Raw genomic sequence first — 18,023 nt, forward strand, 5'->3', positions numbered from 1 at the left:
CAATTAGATCTTGCGCACAGATGATGCAACAGGAGAGGTCATGTATCTATTGCGGCGCACCTATTGCGGAACATAAAAAGAACATTACATTGAATTGCAACTGAAATCGAATTCCCCCACTGTACATTTCACAGTCGCACAGTCGTCATTTGGAGTAACTGTTATGGCAGATGATTCGCCACCTGTCGCACAACTTGGACCTGAGCAGCTTGTTGATTTGTGGAAGCAGTCGATCAGCACTCAGATGCACTTCAATGATTTGTGCGTACGATCTAGACAATTAGGCCTTACGTTTGTGGTTGCTGCGCTCGGCCTTAACGTGGTTCTTTTGTCCAATTTTGAAGATGCTCGGTTAAACATCGCTTGTCTGTCGATTCACATCTCCGCGGCGATCATGTTTATCGCGGCGATTGCAGTCGTCGCCGTTTGGCGTCTAGACCTCGGTGTCTACCACAAAATGCTCCGAGGGAGCGTGGCTTTTGTCGAAGATTTGGACGAAAAAGTTATTGTACCACGCCTTTCACCGCTTCAATACGGAATGACTAGGTTCATCAGTGAGTACAGTCGCCACTCAGATGTAAAATACGAGAACGGAGTATTCACCTCTGAGAAGGAAAAGCTTGCTGGTCAAAAAGTCCGTGATTTTTATTGTGTCGTCGTGTTCGTACTGACGTCGATCGGCATTCTCATCGCGGTGTTTGTATGACGAAGTCTGTAATATTCGACTTGGATAACACTCTCTATAATTGGGTCGACGCAATCGTTCCGGCCATCCGAGAGATGGTGGAAAAGACCTCAGAAATTACTGGGATCTCCGAAGAAGAGATTATTCGAGATCTAAGAAAAGTGAATGTCTCCAAAGGGACCATTGAGCACCCTTACTCCATGCTAGAGGCTGAGTGCATTAGAGACTTTTTCGCCGAGCAACCAGAAGGTTCTGCCGAGAAGGTCATCGATCCGGCGTTCCATGCATTTAATGTACACAGAAAAACTAATTTAAAGCTCTATGAAGGTACCAAAAAATTATTCAAATATCTCAGAAGGCGACAGTTTAGAATTCTAGCCTTTACGGAAGCGAGAATTGAAGCAACCGTCGACCGCTTATCCAGGCTTGAATTGGAACGGTTCTTCGATGTCATCTACTGCGTTCGATCAGTCGGCTTTTCTGACTCGGATTTGCACAACGATAAGTTTTACTCTCGCATCGAACCGTCGAAAATTCGGCTTCTCGATAGCTCGGTGAGAAAGCCAAACCCGGAAGTGCTTCAACAAATATTGGATGCTGAAGGGCTGACTCCTTCTGAAACTTGGTATGTGGGTGACAGTCTAATTCGAGATGTGGGAATGGCTGTCAGTGCCGGAGTAAATTCCGCTTGGGCAAAATACGGTACCAAGCATGACCCAGAAAATATGAAGTTCCTTGTTTCTATCACTCACTGGTCTGACGATGAAGTGAAAGAGAACATTGAACTTTCACGTCAGCACCAACCTAAACCCGATTTTGTGTTGGACGACTCCCCGTTGGATTTGAAGGCAAACATGGCAATGTTTGCAGCGACAGATCGCGCGGCCAATAGGTCGAAACATTCTGTTCGGTCTTAGACGAACGATTTCTCAATTATTCGAATGGGTTGCTAGCTCATCGGCTAAGCCTCATTCCCGCTCCACATAAATGTCGCCACCCTGCGCCATAAACTCGCGGCTCTTCTCTTCCATCCCCTTGCGCGCTTCGGCGGCCTGCTTTTCTAGATCCAGCCGTTCGTTTTCGCTCATGCCTGCCGCATATTCCCGCACTTCGGCGGTGATTTTCATGCTGCAGAATTTGGGGCCGCACATGGAGCAGAAGTGGGCGACCTTGTGGGCCTCTTTGGGCAGGGTCTGGTCGTGGAAGTCGCGGGCGGTTTCGGGGTCGAGGGCGAGGTTGAACTGGTCTTCCCAGCGGAAGTCGAAGCGCGCGCGTGAGACCGCATCGTCGCGCACCTGCGCGGCGGGGTGGCCCTTGGCGAGGTCTGCCGCGTGGGCGGCGAGGCGGTAGGTGACGACGCCGACTTTCACATCGTCCCGGTCCGGCAGGCCGAGATGCTCCTTGGGCGTCACATAGCAGAGCATGGCCGTGCCGTACCAGCCGATCATCGCCGCGCCGATGCCGGACGTGATATGGTCATAGCCGGGTGCAATATCCGTGGTGAGGGGCCCCAGCGTATAGAAGGGGGCCTCGCCGCATTCGCGCAGCTGTTTCTCCATGTTCACCTTGATCTTGTGCATCGGCACATGTCCCGGCCCTTCGATCATTACCTGGCAACCTTTCTCCCAGGCGATCTTCGTCAGTTCCCCGAGGGTTTCCAGCTCCGCGAACTGGGCCGCGTCGTTTGCGTCTGCAATTGCGCCGGGGCGCAGGCCGTCGCCGAGGCTGAACGAGACGTCGTAAGCGCGCATGATGTCGCAGATGTCCTCAAAATGCGTGTAGAGGAAGCTTTCGGTGTGGTGGGCCAGCATCCATTTCGCCATGATCGAGCCACCGCGCGAAACGATGCCGGTGACGCGGTCGGCGGTGAGGTGAATATAGGCGAGGCGGACGCCAGCATGGATGGTGAAATAGTCGACGCCCTGTTCGCACTGTTCGATCAGCGTGTCGCGATAGACTTCCCAGGTCAGGTCTTCGGCGACGCCGTCGACCTTTTCCAGCGCCTGGTAGATCGGCACGGTGCCGATGGGGACGGGGCTGTTGCGGATGATCCATTCGCGCGTGTTGTGGATGTTGCGGCCTGTCGACAGGTCCATGACATTGTCGGCGCCCCAGCGGATCGCCCAGACCATCTTGTCGACTTCTTCTTCCACAGAAGACGTGACCGCTGAATTGCCGATATTGGCATTGATCTTCACAAGGAAGTTGCGGCCGATGATCTGTGGCTCCAGCTCGGCATGATTGATGTTGGACGGGATGATGGCGCGGCCAGCGGCGATTTCCTGGCGGACGAATTCCGGCGTGATGAATTCCGGGATGTGCGCACCGAAGCTCTCGCCCTGCGCGATCTGTTCCGCAGCGCCGTCCACGGCCTTGGCGCGGCCGATATTCTCGCGGGTGGCGACATAGATCATCTCTTTCGTGATGATGCCGGCCTTGGCGAATTCGTATTGCGTGACCTTGTGGCCCGGCAGGCCGCGCAGCGGCTTGTGCGTGACCGGGAATTCGCGGGCAAGGTATTTGCCTTGTGCGCCGCCATTGTCTTCGGGCTTCACATGGCGCCCGTCATATTCCTCGACGCCGCCGCGCTCCAGCACCCAGGCGCGCCGGTCGCGGGCGAGGCCCTTTTCCACGTCGATGGTGACCGACGGATCGGTATAGGGGCCGGACGTGTCATAGACGGGCACGGCGGGCTCATTGGCGCTGGGGTGGAGGTCGATCTCGCGATGCGGCACGGCAATGTCCGGCGCGTCGGCAGGGTGGGAATAGACCTTGCGGCTGGCGGGCAGGGCGCCGGTGGTGACTTTTGGGGTCTCGAACTGGCTTTGGTCTGTGGGCTTGTTCATGGGGCTATTCCTTAGATGGCCGGTGTGGCGGACATGAATGTCTTGTTGAAGTCGGCGGCTGTGGCGGGCAGCTGGATGAAGCCTTTCCGGGTCCACTCCTGCACAAGATCCGCAGGAGTCGCATAGGCGTTGGCGAACAGGCAGGGATCGTCGGAGGTATAAGCCCAATCGGCGAAAGCTGCCTGACGATGGGACTGGATGGCAATACTGTTGTTGACGGCGCGTGTATCGCAAATGTGGATCGTGCGTTTCACTGCAGCGTTTTGATTCAGCTCGAACCACCGCTCTTCCGGCATTGCGGAGGCGGAGTCCTGATACTGAAGTCGTATATATTCCACGCGCTCACTCCCGTCCCTTGCGCCGGTATTAGCCGGATCAGGTTCAAAGGGTGCTGGAGCGGTGTTCTTTCGAACGGTCAGCGCGGGCGGAAAACCGGTTCCCACTTTTCCTCGCTGACCTCAGCTCCATCTCAGCGCTTACCAGACGCGCCCCTCGGATGGCCGGGAGAATAGGCGCGTTGTGGGAGGAAGGAAAGGGGGCAGCTGGCGAGAAAAGATAGGTGATTACCTAAGTGTCTTGACAGGCGTCAGTCCATCGCAATAGATAGGCGCATGCCTAACTATTCTTCTTCCGATCCAGCCGCTCTCGACCGGGCCTTCCACGCCCTCGGCGATGCGACCCGGCGCGGCGTGATCGCGCAGCTGAGCCTCGGCGAGGCGAGCATTGCCGAGCTGGCGGAGCCCTATGACATGGCGCTGCCGAGCTTCCTGCAGCATGTCCGCGTGCTGGAAAAAGCCGGGCTCGTATCCAGCCGCAAGGAAGGCCGGGTCCGGCACTGCCGACTGGAAGCGGCGCGGCTGGCAGAGTTGAAATCCTGGATCACGCAATATCAGCAGGCCTGGGCGGCGCGCCTCGACCGGCTGGATGCTTTCCTGAACGCAGACGACCCCGAAAAGGACACCTGACATGACTCATCATACCGTACAGCATGGCACCGCCACAATGGAGAAGGGGCTTTCGGCCTCGCCGGCCCGCGTCTTTGCGGCCTGGGCCGATCCGGAGCAGCGCAAGGTCTGGGGCTCGCCCTCTGACGAGATCGATATGCGCATCGATGCGGCCGACTTTTCCGTGGGCGGAGAAGATGTGACGACCTGCCTGGCGGGCGGCGAGGCCGTGGCCGTGGTGCGCGGCCGCTATCATGACATCGTGCCGGACAAGCGCATCGTCTATACCGAGATCATCGCCTCCATGGAGGCAACCGAAGGGGCCTGCCTCGTCTCGGCGGAATTCCTGCCGGAAGGGGAAGGGACGCGTATGGTCATGACGCTGCAGACCGTGGCACTGGACGGATCGGCCCTGCTGGAGGAGGCGCAGGCGGGCTGGGGCAGCGCGCTGATCCGGCTGGAGGAATTGTTGCAGGCAGGCTGATCCGGGTTGGGGCTGTACTCAGTTGCAGAAATAGCAGCTGATTAATCCCAGACGGCATTTTGTTAACCTTATGGCGACTCCGAATCGCGATGATGGGCGCAAACCCCGACCCCGGAGATGTGCTTCATGGCCTTTACTGCAACATTCGGCGGCGCCGAAGAGACCAAAGCAAAACCGAAATACAAGACCTTCAAGGTGGACCTCTGGGCGACCGATCTGAACCCGACCGAAATCGGCATCATGAAACAGACCCAGCATGAGGCCGCGTCTGACCAGTTCACCAAGGACATGGAGATCTTTGGCCAGATCAAGGATGGTCGCGAGCGGACGGGCATTCTCGCCTATCGCAAGGAAATGTGGAAAACCGGGGAAGGCATGAAGCGCCGGCTGGTGCTGAAATTGTTTTCCGAAGGCATGCACTGGCGCGGGACGGCAGAATTGTTGATGGGCCGGTCATTGCAACTGAGCATCGGGGCGAAGGGCACACCGGTGCCGTCCTATTCAGTCAATATCAGCCGTCATGACCAGATTATCCAGTTGGAACGGTCGGCGCAGAAGTGGCCGCTTTTCCCGGAGAAATTTTCCTTTTTTATCGACACGACGAAAGGCCCGCGCTTCTATCGCCTGCGCCGCAACGTCATAGGCATCGGTGCAGACTATAGTCTGTATGATGATCGGGGTCGCAAGATCGGCAAGCTGGATCACCGGATCATCAATCTGGGCGGATCATGGATCGTTAAAGTGGATGCGGCGGAAAGCTATGCCAAGCTGGAGGCCGTGTTGCAGATGTTCTGTGCCCTGCTGAAATTCAACGGCGCCGCCCGTCGGCATGTGGCGAAAGAAGTCGAACAGCTGCATCTTGGGCGGGCCGTGCGCCAACTCGACACGCAGGAGCGCAATCTCTACCTGAACCCGCGCCGTCGGCGCTGATTGGTCAGGCTGCAGGCCGCTTCAGTTCGATCCACAATTGCTCCGACTGAGCCAGCAGCTGGCCGTCGCGCGTGAACAGTGCGGTGACAGCGCCATGCTTGCGGCCGTCATCATAGAGAGACCAGCCGGCAACAATCAGATCGTCGCCGGGGGCGGGGCGTGCATGCACCTGCGCGGTGATGCGGGCCAGCACCATCGGATTGTCCTGAAAGCCAATCGCAAAGGCGCCCGGACAGTCGAGCGCGGCCCATAGTATTTCCGGGCGCACCAAGCCGTCTTCGCCGGCAAGGCTTTCATCCGGTGTCCAGACATCTGTCACCCCGTCATAGCCATTCGGCTTGCCGGTGAAGAGGCAGAGGCCATCGTCGGTGCGCTCTGGTCCACAGACATAGCAGCGGGGAAACGCGTGGGTCTCGACAGGGGGGAAACTGTCCGGGCCTGTCTGTGCTGTCTCGAAGTTTGGCGCAGCGGGGGGAGGGGCAAGCGGTGCGGCAGGTTGCGCGGTCATGACCAGCTGGTCCCCATGCCGGACTTCGTATCCGTCACCTGTTGGGACAACCTCCATCGCCATGTCGAGCGGCGGTGGCGCGCGCAGGGAAACTTCTGCCGGACCATCAATCTGGCTTGCGGCGAGACCTGCCGAGATGCCTCCATTGGCCGAGCCCGGGGGGCCGTTGAACATGGCGGGCACGAGGATGGTGATCGGTGTGGACATGGGCAACTCCTGTCCTGCGCGCATGCCGATAGCGGCGAGTGAGGTCAATGCGACATGCAGGCAGGATGCGCGCTAATCGAGCAGACCGAGTTCGCGCTGCTTTTTCTTGCTGAGGGCAGTGGCGATCAGGCGAAAGGATTCTGCGACATAGTCCTTGAGGTCGTCATCCGACAGGGTTTCGTCCGAGAAACGCTGGATCCATTTCATGCCACGTGAAGCAAGGTAAGGCGCGCCCTGGCAGCCGGGCTGGTCTTTCAGGATATGAAAGCTGATCGGGCGGACCTTGAACGTGCACGCGGCGAGCTGGTCGCCGTCCGGTGTTCCCATGGCGAAGACCTTGCCGCCAATCTTCCAGACATGGGAGCCACCCCATTGGACCACATGCGTTGTCTGGCCGAGGCCTGCGCAATAGGAATTGTAATCTTCCAGTGTCACCGCGCGAGCGCCTGCTGCGTGCCGCTGTCCCAGCCCACGAGGATTTCCGCACCGGTATCGATGACCGGACGTTTGATCAGCGTGGGATTCGCCTTCAACAGGCCCGCGGCGCCTTCGCCCAGCGCGCCTGACTTCTCAGCCTCTGACAAGGTACGCCATGTGGTCGAACGGCGATTGACGAGTCTTTCCGCGCCGACGGCCTTCAGCCAGGCTGGCAAGAGCCGGTCAAGGTCGGCGTCTTCGCGAATGTCGACAAAAGCGGTCTCCCGGTCCGAGGCATCAAGTTCTTTCAGGGCTTTCTTGCAGGAATCGCAATTCTTCAATCCGTACAGCGTAACCGGGCCAGCCGACATGGGGGTCTCCTCTAAGTGTGGTGCCTCAAAGGGCTAGAACGCACCGATGGCAAACACAACCAGGCCAAGCGCGAGCGCAACAATGCCAAATCCGCGCAAATGATCATCATCCGGCATCATCCAGTGTGCCAATGCCCAGAGTGGTTTGGGCCATGCCACCAGGAGGAGACCTTCGACGAGCGCCCCTGCGATGATCAGGGTTGCGATGCCATCGGTTGCGGTGGAGAAACTGTTCTGGACTGACAAGGTTCCCCCCGCCGCAAAGATCATGACCGCGCCGCACAGAAAGCCGATCGCCGGGCTGTCTTCCAATTCGTCGATCAGGCGGGCCATGCGGTTAGGGTTTGCCAACAGGCCGGCTCCACACGCCATGAAGTAGAGGCCGAAGACGAGCAGGATTGTATGGGCGAGCATGACAGGCTCCTCTGGATACGCTGATCAGCATATCATGCCGGGCGGGGTTGGTCAGTCCGTATCGGAGGGGCGGACCACGCCAACAATCGGGCCCATATCGAGACCGGTCTCGTTGCGGCCGATCTCCGGCGCGTAGAGCTTTGAGACATATCCATCCAGAAAGAGGGCGTTGGGCGTGTTCAGCTTGTCGCGAAACAGGCTGGCAAAACTGTGGAAGTTCACGGGCACATCACTGATGGCGAAATAGAGCGTTGCGCCATCAGCGGTGACGCCCACGCCATTGCGACGTTTCCGGCTGGGGCCGTCCGCGTTGAATCTCGGATGCAATGCACCGTCGATCACCAGCATGGGGCCGGACTGTGTCGCAAAGCGCGCGTCCGGTGCCTCGGCCTCAAAGGCGAGACTTTCTGTGACATGGGGGGTGCCGTCTTGATCCACCCAGAATACCCCGTTGGGAAGCAGGCCGAAATTGCCCGGCCCCTCACGCGTCACGAGCGAGGCGACTTTTTCGCCCTGCTCGACATAAAGCCCGACCGGGCGGCGGTCCTGATGATACATGCCGGCGTTCATGGCAAACTCAAGCGTCTGGCCGTGATCGGCGAGATGGGCGGCCAGCCGGTCGAACTGACCGAAGGGCGCGCCATCGGGGTGAGTGAGCCAGAGGTTTACCGATGTGGGCGCCTCAAAGGAGCACACCGTATAAGGTTGGCCGAGATGCTTTACCGGGGCACATGGCGACGGGGTTTCCGCCTGAGCGCAAGCTTGCATCAGAACCGTGCAGACGAGAATGGCAAACCAGAGACGCATGCCGACAAATTAGCGGCTGGCTGGATCTAGCGCCATGCACAAATTCCACGAGACTGGGGATCGGTATATTTTCGATATATCGAATCTTGAAATTTAGATATATCGAAATTATCTGAGGTTTAGATATATCGAAAGGACTTCAAATGACGTATCGAAATAGAAACATGAAACATCGTCGTGGCGCAGGTTGCGGCACACGAGAAAATGGACCCGTGCATGGAGGTCGACGCGGTATGAGACATGGTAGAGCGGATGGTCATCGCGGCGGACGCCGTCGGCCCCTGAATCATGGCGATCTGCGCCTGTTGATCCTGGGGCTTGTCTCGGAGGAAGCCCGCCACGGCTATGACTTGATCCGTGAGATCGAGAGCCGGACGGGCGGGGCATATGTCCCCAGTCCCGGCGTGATCTATCCTGCGCTGGAGGCCCTCCTGGACCTCGGCCTGGTCGAGGCGGAAATGGATGGTCAGCGCCGGACGTTTCGCCTGACGAAAGACGGCAGCAAAGAGCGCGAAGATTCAGCCGCGACAATCGAGGCGATCGAGGCCCGTCTCGCCGACCTTCAGGAGAGCGATCGACCCGAAGATCCGCAGGATGTGCGCGGGGCGATGCATCGACTACGCCACGCCGTGCGAGATGCGGCCCGGTCGGCGTCGAATGATGGCGAGACGCGCAAGGCGATCGCGGATATCCTGACGGATGCCCAAGAGCGGATCGCCGCGCTGAAAGGCGCCTAGCCGGTTTGACCGGATTCACAGCGGAGAAGGGGAGGCGATGCCTCTCCTTTTCTATTCGGCAGCGGCTTCCAGCGCTTCGCGGCGCTTTTCAGCGGCGGACTTCTTGACGCTCTCGGAGCGCAATTGTCCGCAGGCGGCGAGAATGTCGCGTCCGCGCGGTGTGCGGATCGGGGACGCATAGCCCGCCTGATTCAGCACTTCGGCGAATTCCTCGATTGTGTCCCAGTCAGAGCATTCATAAGGGCTGCCCGGCCAGGGGTTGAACGGTATGAGGTTGATCTTTGCCGGCACGCCTCTCAGAAGGCGGACGAGGTCGCGCGCTTCAGCAAGGCTGTCATTGACGCCCTTCAGCATGACATATTCAAACGTCACCCGGCGGGAATTGCCCAGGCCGGGATAGGCGCGGATCGCCTCGAACAGTTCCTTCAGATTGTACTTGCGATTAATCGGAACAATCTCATTGCGCAGATCATCATTCGTCGCGTGCAGCGAGATGGCGAGCATGGCATTTGTGCGTTCGCCGAGCTCTACGATCTTCGGCGCGACACCCGCCGTGGATACGGTGATGCGGCGCCGGCCAATTGCTATGCCATCGCCGTCACTGATCGTGTCGATCGCTTCGGCGACATTGTCCAGATTGTAGAGCGGTTCGCCCATGCCCATGAAAACAATATTCGTCAGGCGTCGGTCTTCTTCATCACTCGGCCAGCCATCCAGCGCGTCCCGCGCGATCAATACCTGTGAGACGATTTCCTGTGCGGTCAGATTGCGAACGAGCTTTTGTGTGCCGGTATGGCAGAAGGTGCAGTTCAGAGTGCAGCCGACCTGGCTGGACACGCAGAGAGCACCTGCCTTGCCGACATCGGGAATATAGACGCTCTCGCCTTCGATGCCGGGGCCGAAGCGGGCCAGCCATTTCTGCGTGCCATCGCGAGAGACCTGGTGATCTGCAATCTCGGGCCGGGTGAGGATGAATTTCTCGCCCAGCTCCGCGCGCAGGTCCTTGGCGACATCGGTCATGCCGTCAAATTCCTGAACACCGAAATGGTGCATCCAGCGGCGCAACTGTTTTGCGCGCATGCCAGCTTTCTTCGGCTCCAGACCAAGCGCTTCCATCTCTGCTTTCAGAGCAGGAAGGGACAGGCCCGCCAATGAGCGGGGGGCAGGGGATGCAGCGTCGCCGCGCCGGGTGAGGTCAAGTTCGATTTTCATGATGCGGCGCCTATAACACGCTGAAGCGGTTGAAGGAATTGCTGGCTGCAGGCCTCACATTACGGGGAGTTAATGAGGATCGCCATTGTTTTGTCATCGATGGAACGGAAAGACTGACCCACGCGTTAATAAGCGTGCCCAATTCCGGGCTGTCCTTTCCAAAGGAGCTGATGACATGAAACGCCTTTCCTATGCGCTGCTTGCGCTTCCCCTGATTGCCCTTCCAGCCTGTGAAACCGGGCCGAGCCAACGGGTTCTGACCGGCGCTGGCGTCGGGGCCATTCTTGGCGCTGGTGCAGGTACGCTTGCAGGTGGCGACGATGGCCGCAACGCTGCAATTGGCGCAGCCGTGGGTGCAATTGCTGGCGCCGCAGCCGGTGACTATATGGACAAACAGGAGCGCCGCCTGCGCGAGCAAACCGCTGGCACGGGCATTGGTGTTGAGCGCCAGGGCGATCAGATCGCGTTGACCATGCCGTCCAACATCACTTTCTCCGTGAACAGTGCCACGATCCAGCCGAACTTCTATAGCGCGCTGAACGATGTCAGCCTGACGCTGGTCGACTATCCATCGACCGCCGTGGATATCATTGGTCATGCCAGCTCTGACGGCCCGGACGACTACAATATGGACCTGTCCCGTCGCCGTGCAGAATCGGTCCGTTCCTATCTCGTGAACCAGGGTGTCACGCCAGTTCGCCTTGCGGCTGTTGGTATGGGTGAGACCCAGCCAATCGCGGACAATGCGACTGCTGAGGGCCGCGCCGCCAACCGCCGCGTGGAAATCATCCTGACGCCGATCACGCAGGAAAGCTACTAAGCTGAAATTGCAGACCTCATCGCCTCGATGGGGTCTGCATACCGTTTTTCCATGGCGGCGAGCAATTGCGCGTTTGCCGTGGAAGGATGGCCCGAATGGGCGGGCGGTGCAGGATCATATTCCACTGCCAGCTGAATTCCTTCGGCCACGTTCTGGCCCGAAATTTCCATGACAATCTGAAGCGCGAAATCGATGCCGGCGGTAACGCCCCCACCGGTATAGGTGGTGCCGTCCCGAACGCAGCGCGCTTCGGTGGGCACAGCGCCGACCAGCGGCAGCAGATGGTGATAGGCCCAATGGGTGGTCGCCTTTTTGCCGTTTAACAGGCCTGCTGCACCGAGTATGAAAGCGCCCGTGCAGACGGACGTCACATAGGTTGCTGCCGCGCCGGCCTTGTGAACGAAATCCATCGTTTCCCCGTCAGCGAGCGCATCGACCACACCAAACCCGCCCGGCACGAGGATCATGTCGAGATCGGGCGCATCTGCGAATGTGCCGGTCGGCACGAGGCCTAGGCCGCAATCGCTCGGCACAGGATCAGGGGATTTTGCGAGAATATGGGTTTCCGCGCCGGGCATACGGTGGAGTATCTGGAGAGGGCCGGTGAAATCGAGTTGAGTCACATTCGGGAAAAGGACAAAGCCGATATTCATGATGCACTCCGATTCCAGCCCCAGATTGCCGGTGCGGTATTGATAGCAGTCGCCACACGTCGTAGCGAGTCCGGCGGCGTGATGCCGGTCGATATTTGCACGACTTTCCTGATCGCAGCACCTATACAAGCGTTCAACACCGAACGCGAAGAGGATCGGAACATGCAGGACTCCGTTCCGACCCATAATCCGCGAGGCCGTTTCGGTCAGTCAGCGCCTTATCGGGGCCTCTTCTCCGAAGGCATTCGCGGGCTCTCCTGGATGTTTCTGAAAGCGACGGGCTGGCATGTCGCCACAGACTGGCCGGACGTCTCCAAATCCGTGATCATAGCCGCGCCTCACACCTCCAATTATGACGGGCTGGTCATGCTCGCCATTGCAGGCTGGTACCGACAAAAGCTCAGTTGGATGGGCAAGGCTTCCCTCGTGCAAGGGCCGTTTGGTGGCTTGCTCCGGCGAGCAGGCTGCGTGCCGGTTGAGCGGTCAAAATCGAAGGATGTCGTGTCGCTGATGAAGGAGGCGTTCGACGCGGCGGATACGCTCCACCTCGCGATCGCGCCTGAAGGGACGCGCAATGCAAATCCGGTCTGGAAAACTGGGTTTTGGCATATCGCCCAATCCGCCAATGTGCCCTTGTTCAGCGCCGTGCTTGATTTTGGAACCAGGGAAATGCGGCTGGAGGGACCGATCATGCCTGGCGGGGATTTCGAGACCGATATGGACGTGATCATTTCGCACTATCGCGATGCGAAAGGCCGCCATCCTGAGCGCTTCTGTCTACCGGGTCAGGCGTCTTAGCGGCAGATTGCGGAGGCCTTGTCGATGGCCGCTGCCGAGCCGCTCAGCGAGAAATGATAGGCCACTTGCGTGTTGCGCTGGGAAACGGCTTCAATCCGGAGTTCTGACCCCTTGCGAAGGGCCGAAACAATCCGGGAATCGTCGGAATCATCTGCGAACGCTTCACGCCCGACGCCAAACATGGCCCAGGACGACCGTCCTACGCTGGCCTTCGGCGCCAGGTCTTCCCGCAAGTCAAAGCCGACTTTCAAGCTCGGTTGGTTGCGCGCGCGACCGGATTTCCAATTGGTGACATAGAACCACACATCGCCATGATCGGCCGCGCGGGGGGCCTTGTCGGTGGCTTGTGTCGCTGCATAGCAGATGGTTTCTCCATTCGCGGTGTCGGTAAAGACCGACCAATCCTTGTATCGACCGATCGCCGAAGGGCTGGCAGAGGCCATGGGCACGGCAAGCGCAGCCACAAGGGTCAGCACGGTCAGAGTTTTCCGGCTCAATCTCAGTGTTTGCATATTCTATACATTCCCATTTGCGCGGAGCATTCCCAGCATCATAAAGACAACAGGGTTAAGGCTAAACTACGGCATGTCAGCTGCCTCTGCAGATCACGCCAGCTTGTTCGTTCAGGCGGTTGCGTTCCATGTGAGCCGCCACGATAGTGTCTGGAACATGTAAACTGAAAGTTCTTGTGTGAACGACACTGTAACAACGACGATTTCCCCGGATGTGCGACAGCGTCATGCAGACTGCATGGCCCTGATTGCCTCCGATAAGTGTCGGGCCTCTTTTTCGGAATTGTTCGACTTCTACGCCCCGCGGGTGAAGAGTTACATGTTGCGGTTGGGCGCAAGCGCGCTGGAGGCCGAGGATCTGGCGCAAGACGTCATGGTGACTGTCTGGCGCAAGGCGGGCATGTACGACCGCAAACAGGCGTCGGTCTCGACCTGGATTTTCCGTGTCGCACGCAATCGGCGCATCGACAAATTCCGCCGGGCCAGTCGGCCCGACCTCGATGCGGATGAACCCATGCTTCGGCCACCGGATATAGAGCAGCCGGATGCGGCGCTGGATCGGGTTCAGATCGAGGAGACGGTTCGGGCCGAGTTGGTGAAGCTGCCCCCCGAACAGCTCGAATTGCTGCAGGCCGCCTTCTATGAGGGCTTGTCGCATTCCGAAATCGCCACAAAATTCAACCTGCCCCTGGGAACGGTGAAGTCACGAATCCGGCTGGCTTTCGGCCGCCTGCGTGGCCAATTGGAACCGGAGGGCGGAGATGCCGACACGTAGTGAATGGAACATGACATGATGCAGCAGCCAGCTACTTCATCCTATAGCGAGCTCTATTCGGCCTATGCGGCGGGTCAGCTTGATCCGGCATTTGCGTTGCTACTCGAGACCCAGAGCATGTTACGGCGTGATGTGCGTGGCGCGCTTGCCGCAAGTGAAGCGGTGTCCGGTTTCATGCTGGAAACAGCAGAGCCCGTTCAGATGTCAGCCGGAGCAGGGGCTCGCGCACTTGAGCTGATTGATGCGCTCGAAAGCGGAGATAGCGTGACCGCTACGGATTTCACTGGAGACGCCGAATTGGCGTGCCTGCCCATGCCCTTGCGCGACAAGGCGTTGGAGGCATTTGATGCTGCCGGATGGCAGGCGAACGCGCCGGGCATCCGACGCATGAAACTTGATGTTGGCAGCGACCTCGAGATCGAGCTTTACCGTATACAGCCCAATGCCAAAGTGCCCCGGCATTCGCACGGCGGTACGGAGTTCACACTCGTGGTGGCAGGCGGATTTTCGGATGAGACCGGCAGTTACGGTCCCGGCGACCTGGCGGTCAAGGGGCCGGACGACACGCACCAGCCCGTCGGTGATCCGGGCGAAGTTTGTTTCGCCCTTGCAGTGCGGGATGCGGGACTACAGTTCACGGGGATCATGGGTGTGATCCAGCGTGTGCTGGGGCGCTGACTATTTGCGGTCGCGACCGGGAACATATGTTCGGCTGAGGCCATCTCCGCCAGTGCCGCCAGGCATGATCGGGCGCGGAGCATAGCCGCCCATCGACAGATGGCGATCGTACATGACGAGCGCGCCGGCAAGGCTGACATTGATACAAAACTTGGTCGGAATTTTCACGACATGATCACAGCGCGCGAGGATGTCGGGTGACAAGTCCCCTTTTTCAGGGCCCAGCATATAGGCCGCCTGCGGAGGATGCCGGAAGGTGGGCAGCATTACAGCATCATCCGTCAGCTCGATGCCGACCATCTGACACCCGCGGGGCAACTGCATTTCGTCAACATTGTCCCACTGATAGTAAGGCACTTGTCCGGCAGTTTTTGACGTGTCGGCCTGGTAGGCTGCCCGCAGGCGATGCTCGGCATTGATGGAAAACACAAAGCTTGCCCCGAAGGCATTCGCTGTACGCATCAGCGCGCCAAGATTCATGGGTTTCGAGATACGTTCAGAGCCGATCGCAAAATAGCCGCGCATATCAGAAAGCCTCCAGTCCAAACCTGAGGATCACGAGCAGGCCGATAATCACAGGCAGTGTGTAAACCGAAACGCGCCGCGCAAGGCGCAGGTGTCCGAGCTGGTTCGGATAGGTTTGGTTGAGATGAGTTGCGATATCCGTATGCGAGACACGCCGTCCGGCATCAGCGACGCCTTCGCGGTACTCGATGTCTGAGGGGAGTCCGCCAAATTTTTCCGTCAGAGCACGGCGCAACGCTACCGAAATCATCCAGCGCATCTGCAGGGCGAGCATCAGGGCGAACACGGCCAAACCCAACACTATGAAAAGAAGAATATTCATCAGCCGAACGTGCCCACTTCAAATCGTCCATTTGAATCCGCCATGGCGCGTTTCAGGCCAGACGAATTCCAGAGCGCGGATATGTCTCCTTCGGCGGATACGGCGATCATGCCGCCTTGTCCTCCCAGCATGCGCACATCATCCAATGCGCCTTGGACGGCGGCTTCCAGTCCGGCTCCGGCATAGCGGATGCGCGCCGAGACGTCTGCGGCTGCAGCTGCGCGAATGAAATATTCACCCAGTCCGGTGCACGACACGGCGCAACGTTCATCTGCCCATGTGCCCGCGCCGGGCAGGGGAGTATCGCCCAGCCGGCCGGGCGTTTTGCCGCGAATGCCGGCCGTAGAGGTTGCAGCTGACAGGTCACCATAAATGTCGAGCGCAACTGCCCCCACGGTTCCGGTCGAGTTGATCATGTCCTGTGTCGTCAGTTCATCGACGGGGTCATAGTAAGCGTCCGGATCGTCGATCATGACCAGGCCCGATTTGGCCAGCAGCTTTCGGGCCCCGTCTGCAATCAGCAAAACATTGGGGGTCTGTTCCATGACCGCGCGCGCGCAGGAGACCGGATTGCGGTATCCCTGCAGAGCGCCGACCGCTCCGGCTGTGCGGTTGCGACCGTCCATGATGGCGGCGTCCAGCTCATACGCGCCGTCGAGGTTTGGTGCAGCGCCCTTTCCGGCAAGATACAGGCCGGACTCTTCAAGCCCCTGAACCATCACTTCGACGACGTCCAGAGCGGCTTCGCCGTCCCGCAAGCGTTCGGCACCATTCTTCAACAGGGTCGCCAAATGGGCTTCCTGCAGGGAATAGTCATTCCCCGGGATCGGCCCGGCGCCACCATGCAGGGCCAGGGCCCATTTCTTTGCCATTTGACTGCTACCTCTCCGCTACGTCAGGCTTGGACTTTTATCGGGCACACCGCTACCGTCTGACAGCAGAAACAACAAGATGGGAAGGAAGTCGCAGCCATGAAAGCAGTGCTCTCCAAAGAAGTAGGCGGACCGGACAGTCTGGTCATTGAAGATGCCCCGATGCCGGAATGCGGCAAAGGTCAGGTGCTGATAGAAGTAAAGGCGTGCGGGGTGAATTTCCCGGATTCGCTGATCATTCAGGACATGTACCAGTTCAAGCCACCGCGCCCATTCTCGCCGGGTGGCGAGATCGCCGGGTTCGTCAAGGAAGTGGGCGAAGGCGTTTCCCATGTGAAAGTGGGTGACCGCGTTCTGGCCTCGATCGGGAATGGCGGTATGGCGGAATATGCCGTCGCGGCCCAGCATGCCGTAATGCCAATCCCGGAAGGCATGCCGTTTGAAGAAGCGGCCGCGTTTCTGATGACGTATGGCACCAGCTATTATGCTCTCAAGGACCGCGCTGACCCGAAGCCGGGTGAGAAACTGCTCGTTCTGGGTGCGGCTGGCGGCGTTGGCATTGCAGCCGTTGAGCTTGGCAAGGCGATGGGCCTTGAAGTGATCGCGGCCTGCTCGACACAGGAAAAGGTGGATTTTTGCCTCTCAAAAGGCGCCGACAAAGGCCTCGTCTATGCGCGTGAGCTTGATCGGGACGGTCAGAAAGCGTTCTCCAACGACATCAAGGAAGTGTCCGGCGGCGGCGTGGACATTATTTATGACGGTGTCGGTGGCAATTATGCCGAGCCCTCGGTGCGGGCCATGAACTGGGAAGGGCGTTTTCTCGTGATCGGCTTTCCTGCCGGTATCCCAAAGCTGCCGCTCAACCTGACCCTGCTGAAAAGTTGCGACATTCGCGGCGTGTTCTGGGGCGCAGCGGTGGCGCGTGACCCGAAGGCTCACCAGCAGAATGTCGCTGAACTGTTCAAGCTGTATGGTGAAGGTAAGATCCGTCCGCACATCTCGAATACATATCCGCTGGAAAAGTCAGCCGATGCCATTCAGGAGCTGATGGACCGGAAAGCGCAGGGCAAGGTGGTGGTCGTGATCTGATTCCAACTGTCATTCGCCGTGCGAATGACAGTTAACGCCTGAACCAAAGCCTGTGTCGCGCATAGTTCTGTCATGTCAGATAAAAGCCAAACACAGGCAAACGCACCTCCTGCGAATGGACGTGACGATCCGCGCATGCGGATGTTGCGGCGTGGGAGAATTGTCGTAAACCACCGCCACAGTTCGTTCGATGTGGGGATCCGAGACCTGTCATCGACAGGAGCCAAACTCAAATTGACCGAAATCTGGGCGGTGCCGGAGACGTTTGAACTCCAGATACTGAAGCCTGACGGCTCAATGGAGCTGGTTGTGCCATGCGAGAAGCGTTGGCAGAGCGGTATTCTGGTCGGAGCAAAGTTCGTGCGCCCGCCACGCCCTTAGCCTTTTGGGAACCGGGACGAAAAAACCCGCCGGAGC

At 58.8% G+C, this 18,023-nt stretch carries 25 protein-coding genes and 1 riboswitch; of the genes, 12 read left to right on the plus strand and 13 right to left on the minus strand.

What is annotated here, in order from left to right; all coding sequences use genetic code 11:
- Positions 1–163: 163 nt before the first annotated feature.
- Positions 164–706, plus strand: coding sequence for a hypothetical protein (locus tag CFA77_RS01635; protein WP_206991973.1), 543 nt, complete (start codon positions 164–166; stop codon positions 704–706).
- Positions 703–1,602 carry an HAD family hydrolase gene (locus tag CFA77_RS01640; protein ID WP_206991974.1) on the plus strand — a complete coding sequence of 300 codons (900 nt, stop codon included), beginning with the start codon at positions 703–705 and terminating at the stop codon, positions 1,600–1,602. The genes CFA77_RS01635 and CFA77_RS01640 overlap by 4 nt, the downstream gene beginning before the upstream one ends.
- 51 nt (positions 1,603–1,653) lie before the next feature.
- On the opposite strand, the gene thiC is transcribed toward CFA77_RS01640, so the two are convergent.
- Both thiC and CFA77_RS01650 read right to left on the minus strand, forming a co-directional pair.
- Positions 1,654–3,531: a phosphomethylpyrimidine synthase ThiC gene (thiC, locus tag CFA77_RS01645; protein ID WP_206991975.1), complete on the minus strand. Its 1,878-nt coding sequence runs from the start codon at positions 3,529–3,531 to the stop codon at positions 1,654–1,656.
- Positions 3,532–3,542: 11 nt separating this feature from the next.
- Positions 3,543–3,869 (minus strand): hypothetical protein, encoded by a 327-nt coding sequence (locus CFA77_RS01650; protein ID WP_206991976.1) that lies wholly within the window; start codon positions 3,867–3,869, stop codon positions 3,543–3,545.
- Positions 3,866–4,034, minus strand: a riboswitch (TPP riboswitch). It overlaps the preceding gene by 4 nt.
- Positions 4,035–4,142: 108 nt before the next feature.
- Between CFA77_RS01650 and CFA77_RS01655 the strand changes: the two genes are divergently transcribed.
- From CFA77_RS01655 to CFA77_RS01665, 3 genes are all read left to right on the plus strand, one after another.
- On the plus strand, positions 4,143–4,496 hold the full coding sequence (locus CFA77_RS01655) for a helix-turn-helix transcriptional regulator (RefSeq protein WP_206991977.1): 354 nt from the start codon (positions 4,143–4,145) through the stop codon (positions 4,494–4,496).
- A 1-nt stretch (position 4,497) separates the two neighbouring features.
- Complete coding sequence (locus CFA77_RS01660) at positions 4,498–4,959, plus strand: SRPBCC domain-containing protein (RefSeq protein ID WP_206991978.1); 462 nt, start codon at positions 4,498–4,500, stop codon at positions 4,957–4,959.
- 126 nt (positions 4,960–5,085) lie between these two features.
- Complete coding sequence (locus tag CFA77_RS01665; RefSeq protein ID WP_206991979.1) at positions 5,086–5,889, plus strand: hypothetical protein; 804 nt, start codon at positions 5,086–5,088, stop codon at positions 5,887–5,889.
- A gap of 4 nt (positions 5,890–5,893) precedes the next feature.
- Here CFA77_RS01665 and CFA77_RS01670 read toward each other — a convergent pair whose 3' ends face one another.
- The 5 genes from CFA77_RS01670 to CFA77_RS01690 form a co-directional block, all read right to left on the minus strand.
- Entirely contained in the window at positions 5,894–6,604 is a 711-nt protein-coding gene (locus CFA77_RS01670; protein ID WP_206991980.1) for a hypothetical protein, read from the minus strand.
- A gap of 72 nt (positions 6,605–6,676) precedes the next feature.
- Entirely contained in the window at positions 6,677–7,039 is a 363-nt protein-coding gene (locus tag CFA77_RS01675) for an MmcQ/YjbR family DNA-binding protein (RefSeq protein ID WP_206991981.1), read from the minus strand.
- Positions 7,036–7,392 (minus strand): ArsC/Spx/MgsR family protein, encoded by a 357-nt coding sequence (locus tag CFA77_RS01680; protein WP_206991982.1) that lies wholly within the window; start codon positions 7,390–7,392, stop codon positions 7,036–7,038. The genes CFA77_RS01675 and CFA77_RS01680 overlap by 4 nt, the downstream gene beginning before the upstream one ends.
- A 33-nt stretch (positions 7,393–7,425) precedes the next feature.
- Positions 7,426–7,806, minus strand: coding sequence for a hypothetical protein (locus tag CFA77_RS01685; protein ID WP_206991983.1), 381 nt, complete (start codon positions 7,804–7,806; stop codon positions 7,426–7,428).
- 51 nt (positions 7,807–7,857) lie between these two features.
- Entirely contained in the window at positions 7,858–8,613 is a 756-nt protein-coding gene (locus CFA77_RS01690; RefSeq protein ID WP_206991984.1) for a phosphodiester glycosidase family protein, read from the minus strand.
- A 233-nt stretch (positions 8,614–8,846) separates the two neighbouring features.
- On the opposite strand from CFA77_RS01690, the gene CFA77_RS01695 reads away from it, so the two are divergent.
- Positions 8,847–9,350: a PadR family transcriptional regulator gene (locus tag CFA77_RS01695; protein ID WP_206991985.1), complete on the plus strand. Its 504-nt coding sequence runs from the start codon at positions 8,847–8,849 to the stop codon at positions 9,348–9,350.
- Between the two features lie 51 nt (positions 9,351–9,401).
- Here CFA77_RS01695 and rlmN read toward each other — a convergent pair whose 3' ends face one another.
- Entirely contained in the window at positions 9,402–10,562 is a 1,161-nt protein-coding gene (gene rlmN, locus CFA77_RS01700) for a 23S rRNA (adenine(2503)-C(2))-methyltransferase RlmN (RefSeq protein WP_206991986.1), read from the minus strand.
- A 175-nt stretch (positions 10,563–10,737) separates the two neighbouring features.
- Between rlmN and CFA77_RS01705 the strand changes: the two genes are divergently transcribed.
- On the plus strand, positions 10,738–11,382 hold the full coding sequence (locus CFA77_RS01705; RefSeq protein WP_034816901.1) for an OmpA family protein: 645 nt from the start codon (positions 10,738–10,740) through the stop codon (positions 11,380–11,382).
- Here CFA77_RS01705 and CFA77_RS01710 read toward each other — a convergent pair.
- A complete protein-coding gene (locus CFA77_RS01710) occupies positions 11,379–12,035 on the minus strand; it encodes a DJ-1/PfpI family protein (RefSeq protein ID WP_206991987.1) in 657 nt (218 codons plus the stop codon). The two genes, CFA77_RS01705 and CFA77_RS01710, sit on opposite strands and share 4 nt — an antisense overlap.
- Between CFA77_RS01710 and CFA77_RS01715 the strand changes: the two genes are divergently transcribed.
- On the plus strand, positions 11,940–12,833 hold the full coding sequence (locus tag CFA77_RS01715; RefSeq protein WP_242517448.1) for a 1-acyl-sn-glycerol-3-phosphate acyltransferase: 894 nt from the start codon (positions 11,940–11,942) through the stop codon (positions 12,831–12,833). The genes CFA77_RS01710 and CFA77_RS01715 overlap by 96 nt on opposite strands.
- On the opposite strand, the gene CFA77_RS01720 is transcribed toward CFA77_RS01715, so the two are convergent.
- On the minus strand, positions 12,830–13,330 hold the full coding sequence (locus CFA77_RS01720; protein WP_242517449.1) for an invasion associated locus B family protein: 501 nt from the start codon (positions 13,328–13,330) through the stop codon (positions 12,830–12,832). The two genes, CFA77_RS01715 and CFA77_RS01720, sit on opposite strands and share 4 nt — an antisense overlap.
- A 193-nt stretch (positions 13,331–13,523) precedes the next feature.
- On the opposite strand from CFA77_RS01720, the gene CFA77_RS01725 reads away from it, so the two are divergent.
- A complete protein-coding gene (locus CFA77_RS01725) occupies positions 13,524–14,120 on the plus strand; it encodes a sigma-70 family RNA polymerase sigma factor (RefSeq protein ID WP_233347860.1) in 597 nt (198 codons plus the stop codon).
- Positions 14,121–14,123: 3 nt separating this feature from the next.
- The gene (locus CFA77_RS01730; protein ID WP_206991990.1) at positions 14,124–14,798 is read left to right on the plus strand and encodes a cupin domain-containing protein; all 675 of its coding nucleotides are present in this window, start codon (positions 14,124–14,126) and stop codon (positions 14,796–14,798) included.
- Here CFA77_RS01730 and CFA77_RS01735 read toward each other — a convergent pair whose 3' ends face one another.
- From CFA77_RS01735 to CFA77_RS01745, 3 genes are read right to left on the minus strand one after another with little or no spacing between them, the layout of a single operon-like run.
- Positions 14,799–15,323: an RNA methyltransferase gene (locus tag CFA77_RS01735; RefSeq protein WP_206991991.1), complete on the minus strand. Its 525-nt coding sequence runs from the start codon at positions 15,321–15,323 to the stop codon at positions 14,799–14,801.
- A gap of 1 nt (position 15,324) precedes the next feature.
- On the minus strand, positions 15,325–15,645 hold the full coding sequence (locus tag CFA77_RS01740; protein ID WP_206991992.1) for a hypothetical protein: 321 nt from the start codon (positions 15,643–15,645) through the stop codon (positions 15,325–15,327).
- Complete coding sequence (locus CFA77_RS01745; protein WP_206991993.1) at positions 15,645–16,517, minus strand: isoaspartyl peptidase/L-asparaginase family protein; 873 nt, start codon at positions 16,515–16,517, stop codon at positions 15,645–15,647. Before CFA77_RS01745 ends, CFA77_RS01740 begins: the two co-directional genes overlap by 1 nt.
- Positions 16,518–16,616: 99 nt before the next feature.
- Here CFA77_RS01745 and CFA77_RS01750 point away from each other — a divergent pair, with 99 nt between their 5' ends.
- The gene (locus tag CFA77_RS01750) at positions 16,617–17,606 is read left to right on the plus strand and encodes an NADPH:quinone oxidoreductase family protein (RefSeq protein ID WP_206991994.1); all 990 of its coding nucleotides are present in this window, start codon (positions 16,617–16,619) and stop codon (positions 17,604–17,606) included.
- Positions 17,607–17,678: 72 nt separating this feature from the next.
- Complete coding sequence (locus tag CFA77_RS01755) at positions 17,679–17,987, plus strand: PilZ domain-containing protein (protein WP_206991995.1); 309 nt, start codon at positions 17,679–17,681, stop codon at positions 17,985–17,987.
- Positions 17,988–18,023 lie beyond the last annotated feature (36 nt).

Origin of the sequence: Hyphomonas sp. KY3, assembly GCF_017309975.1 — a bacterium.
GTDB lineage: Bacteria > Pseudomonadota > Alphaproteobacteria > Caulobacterales > Hyphomonadaceae > Hyphomonas.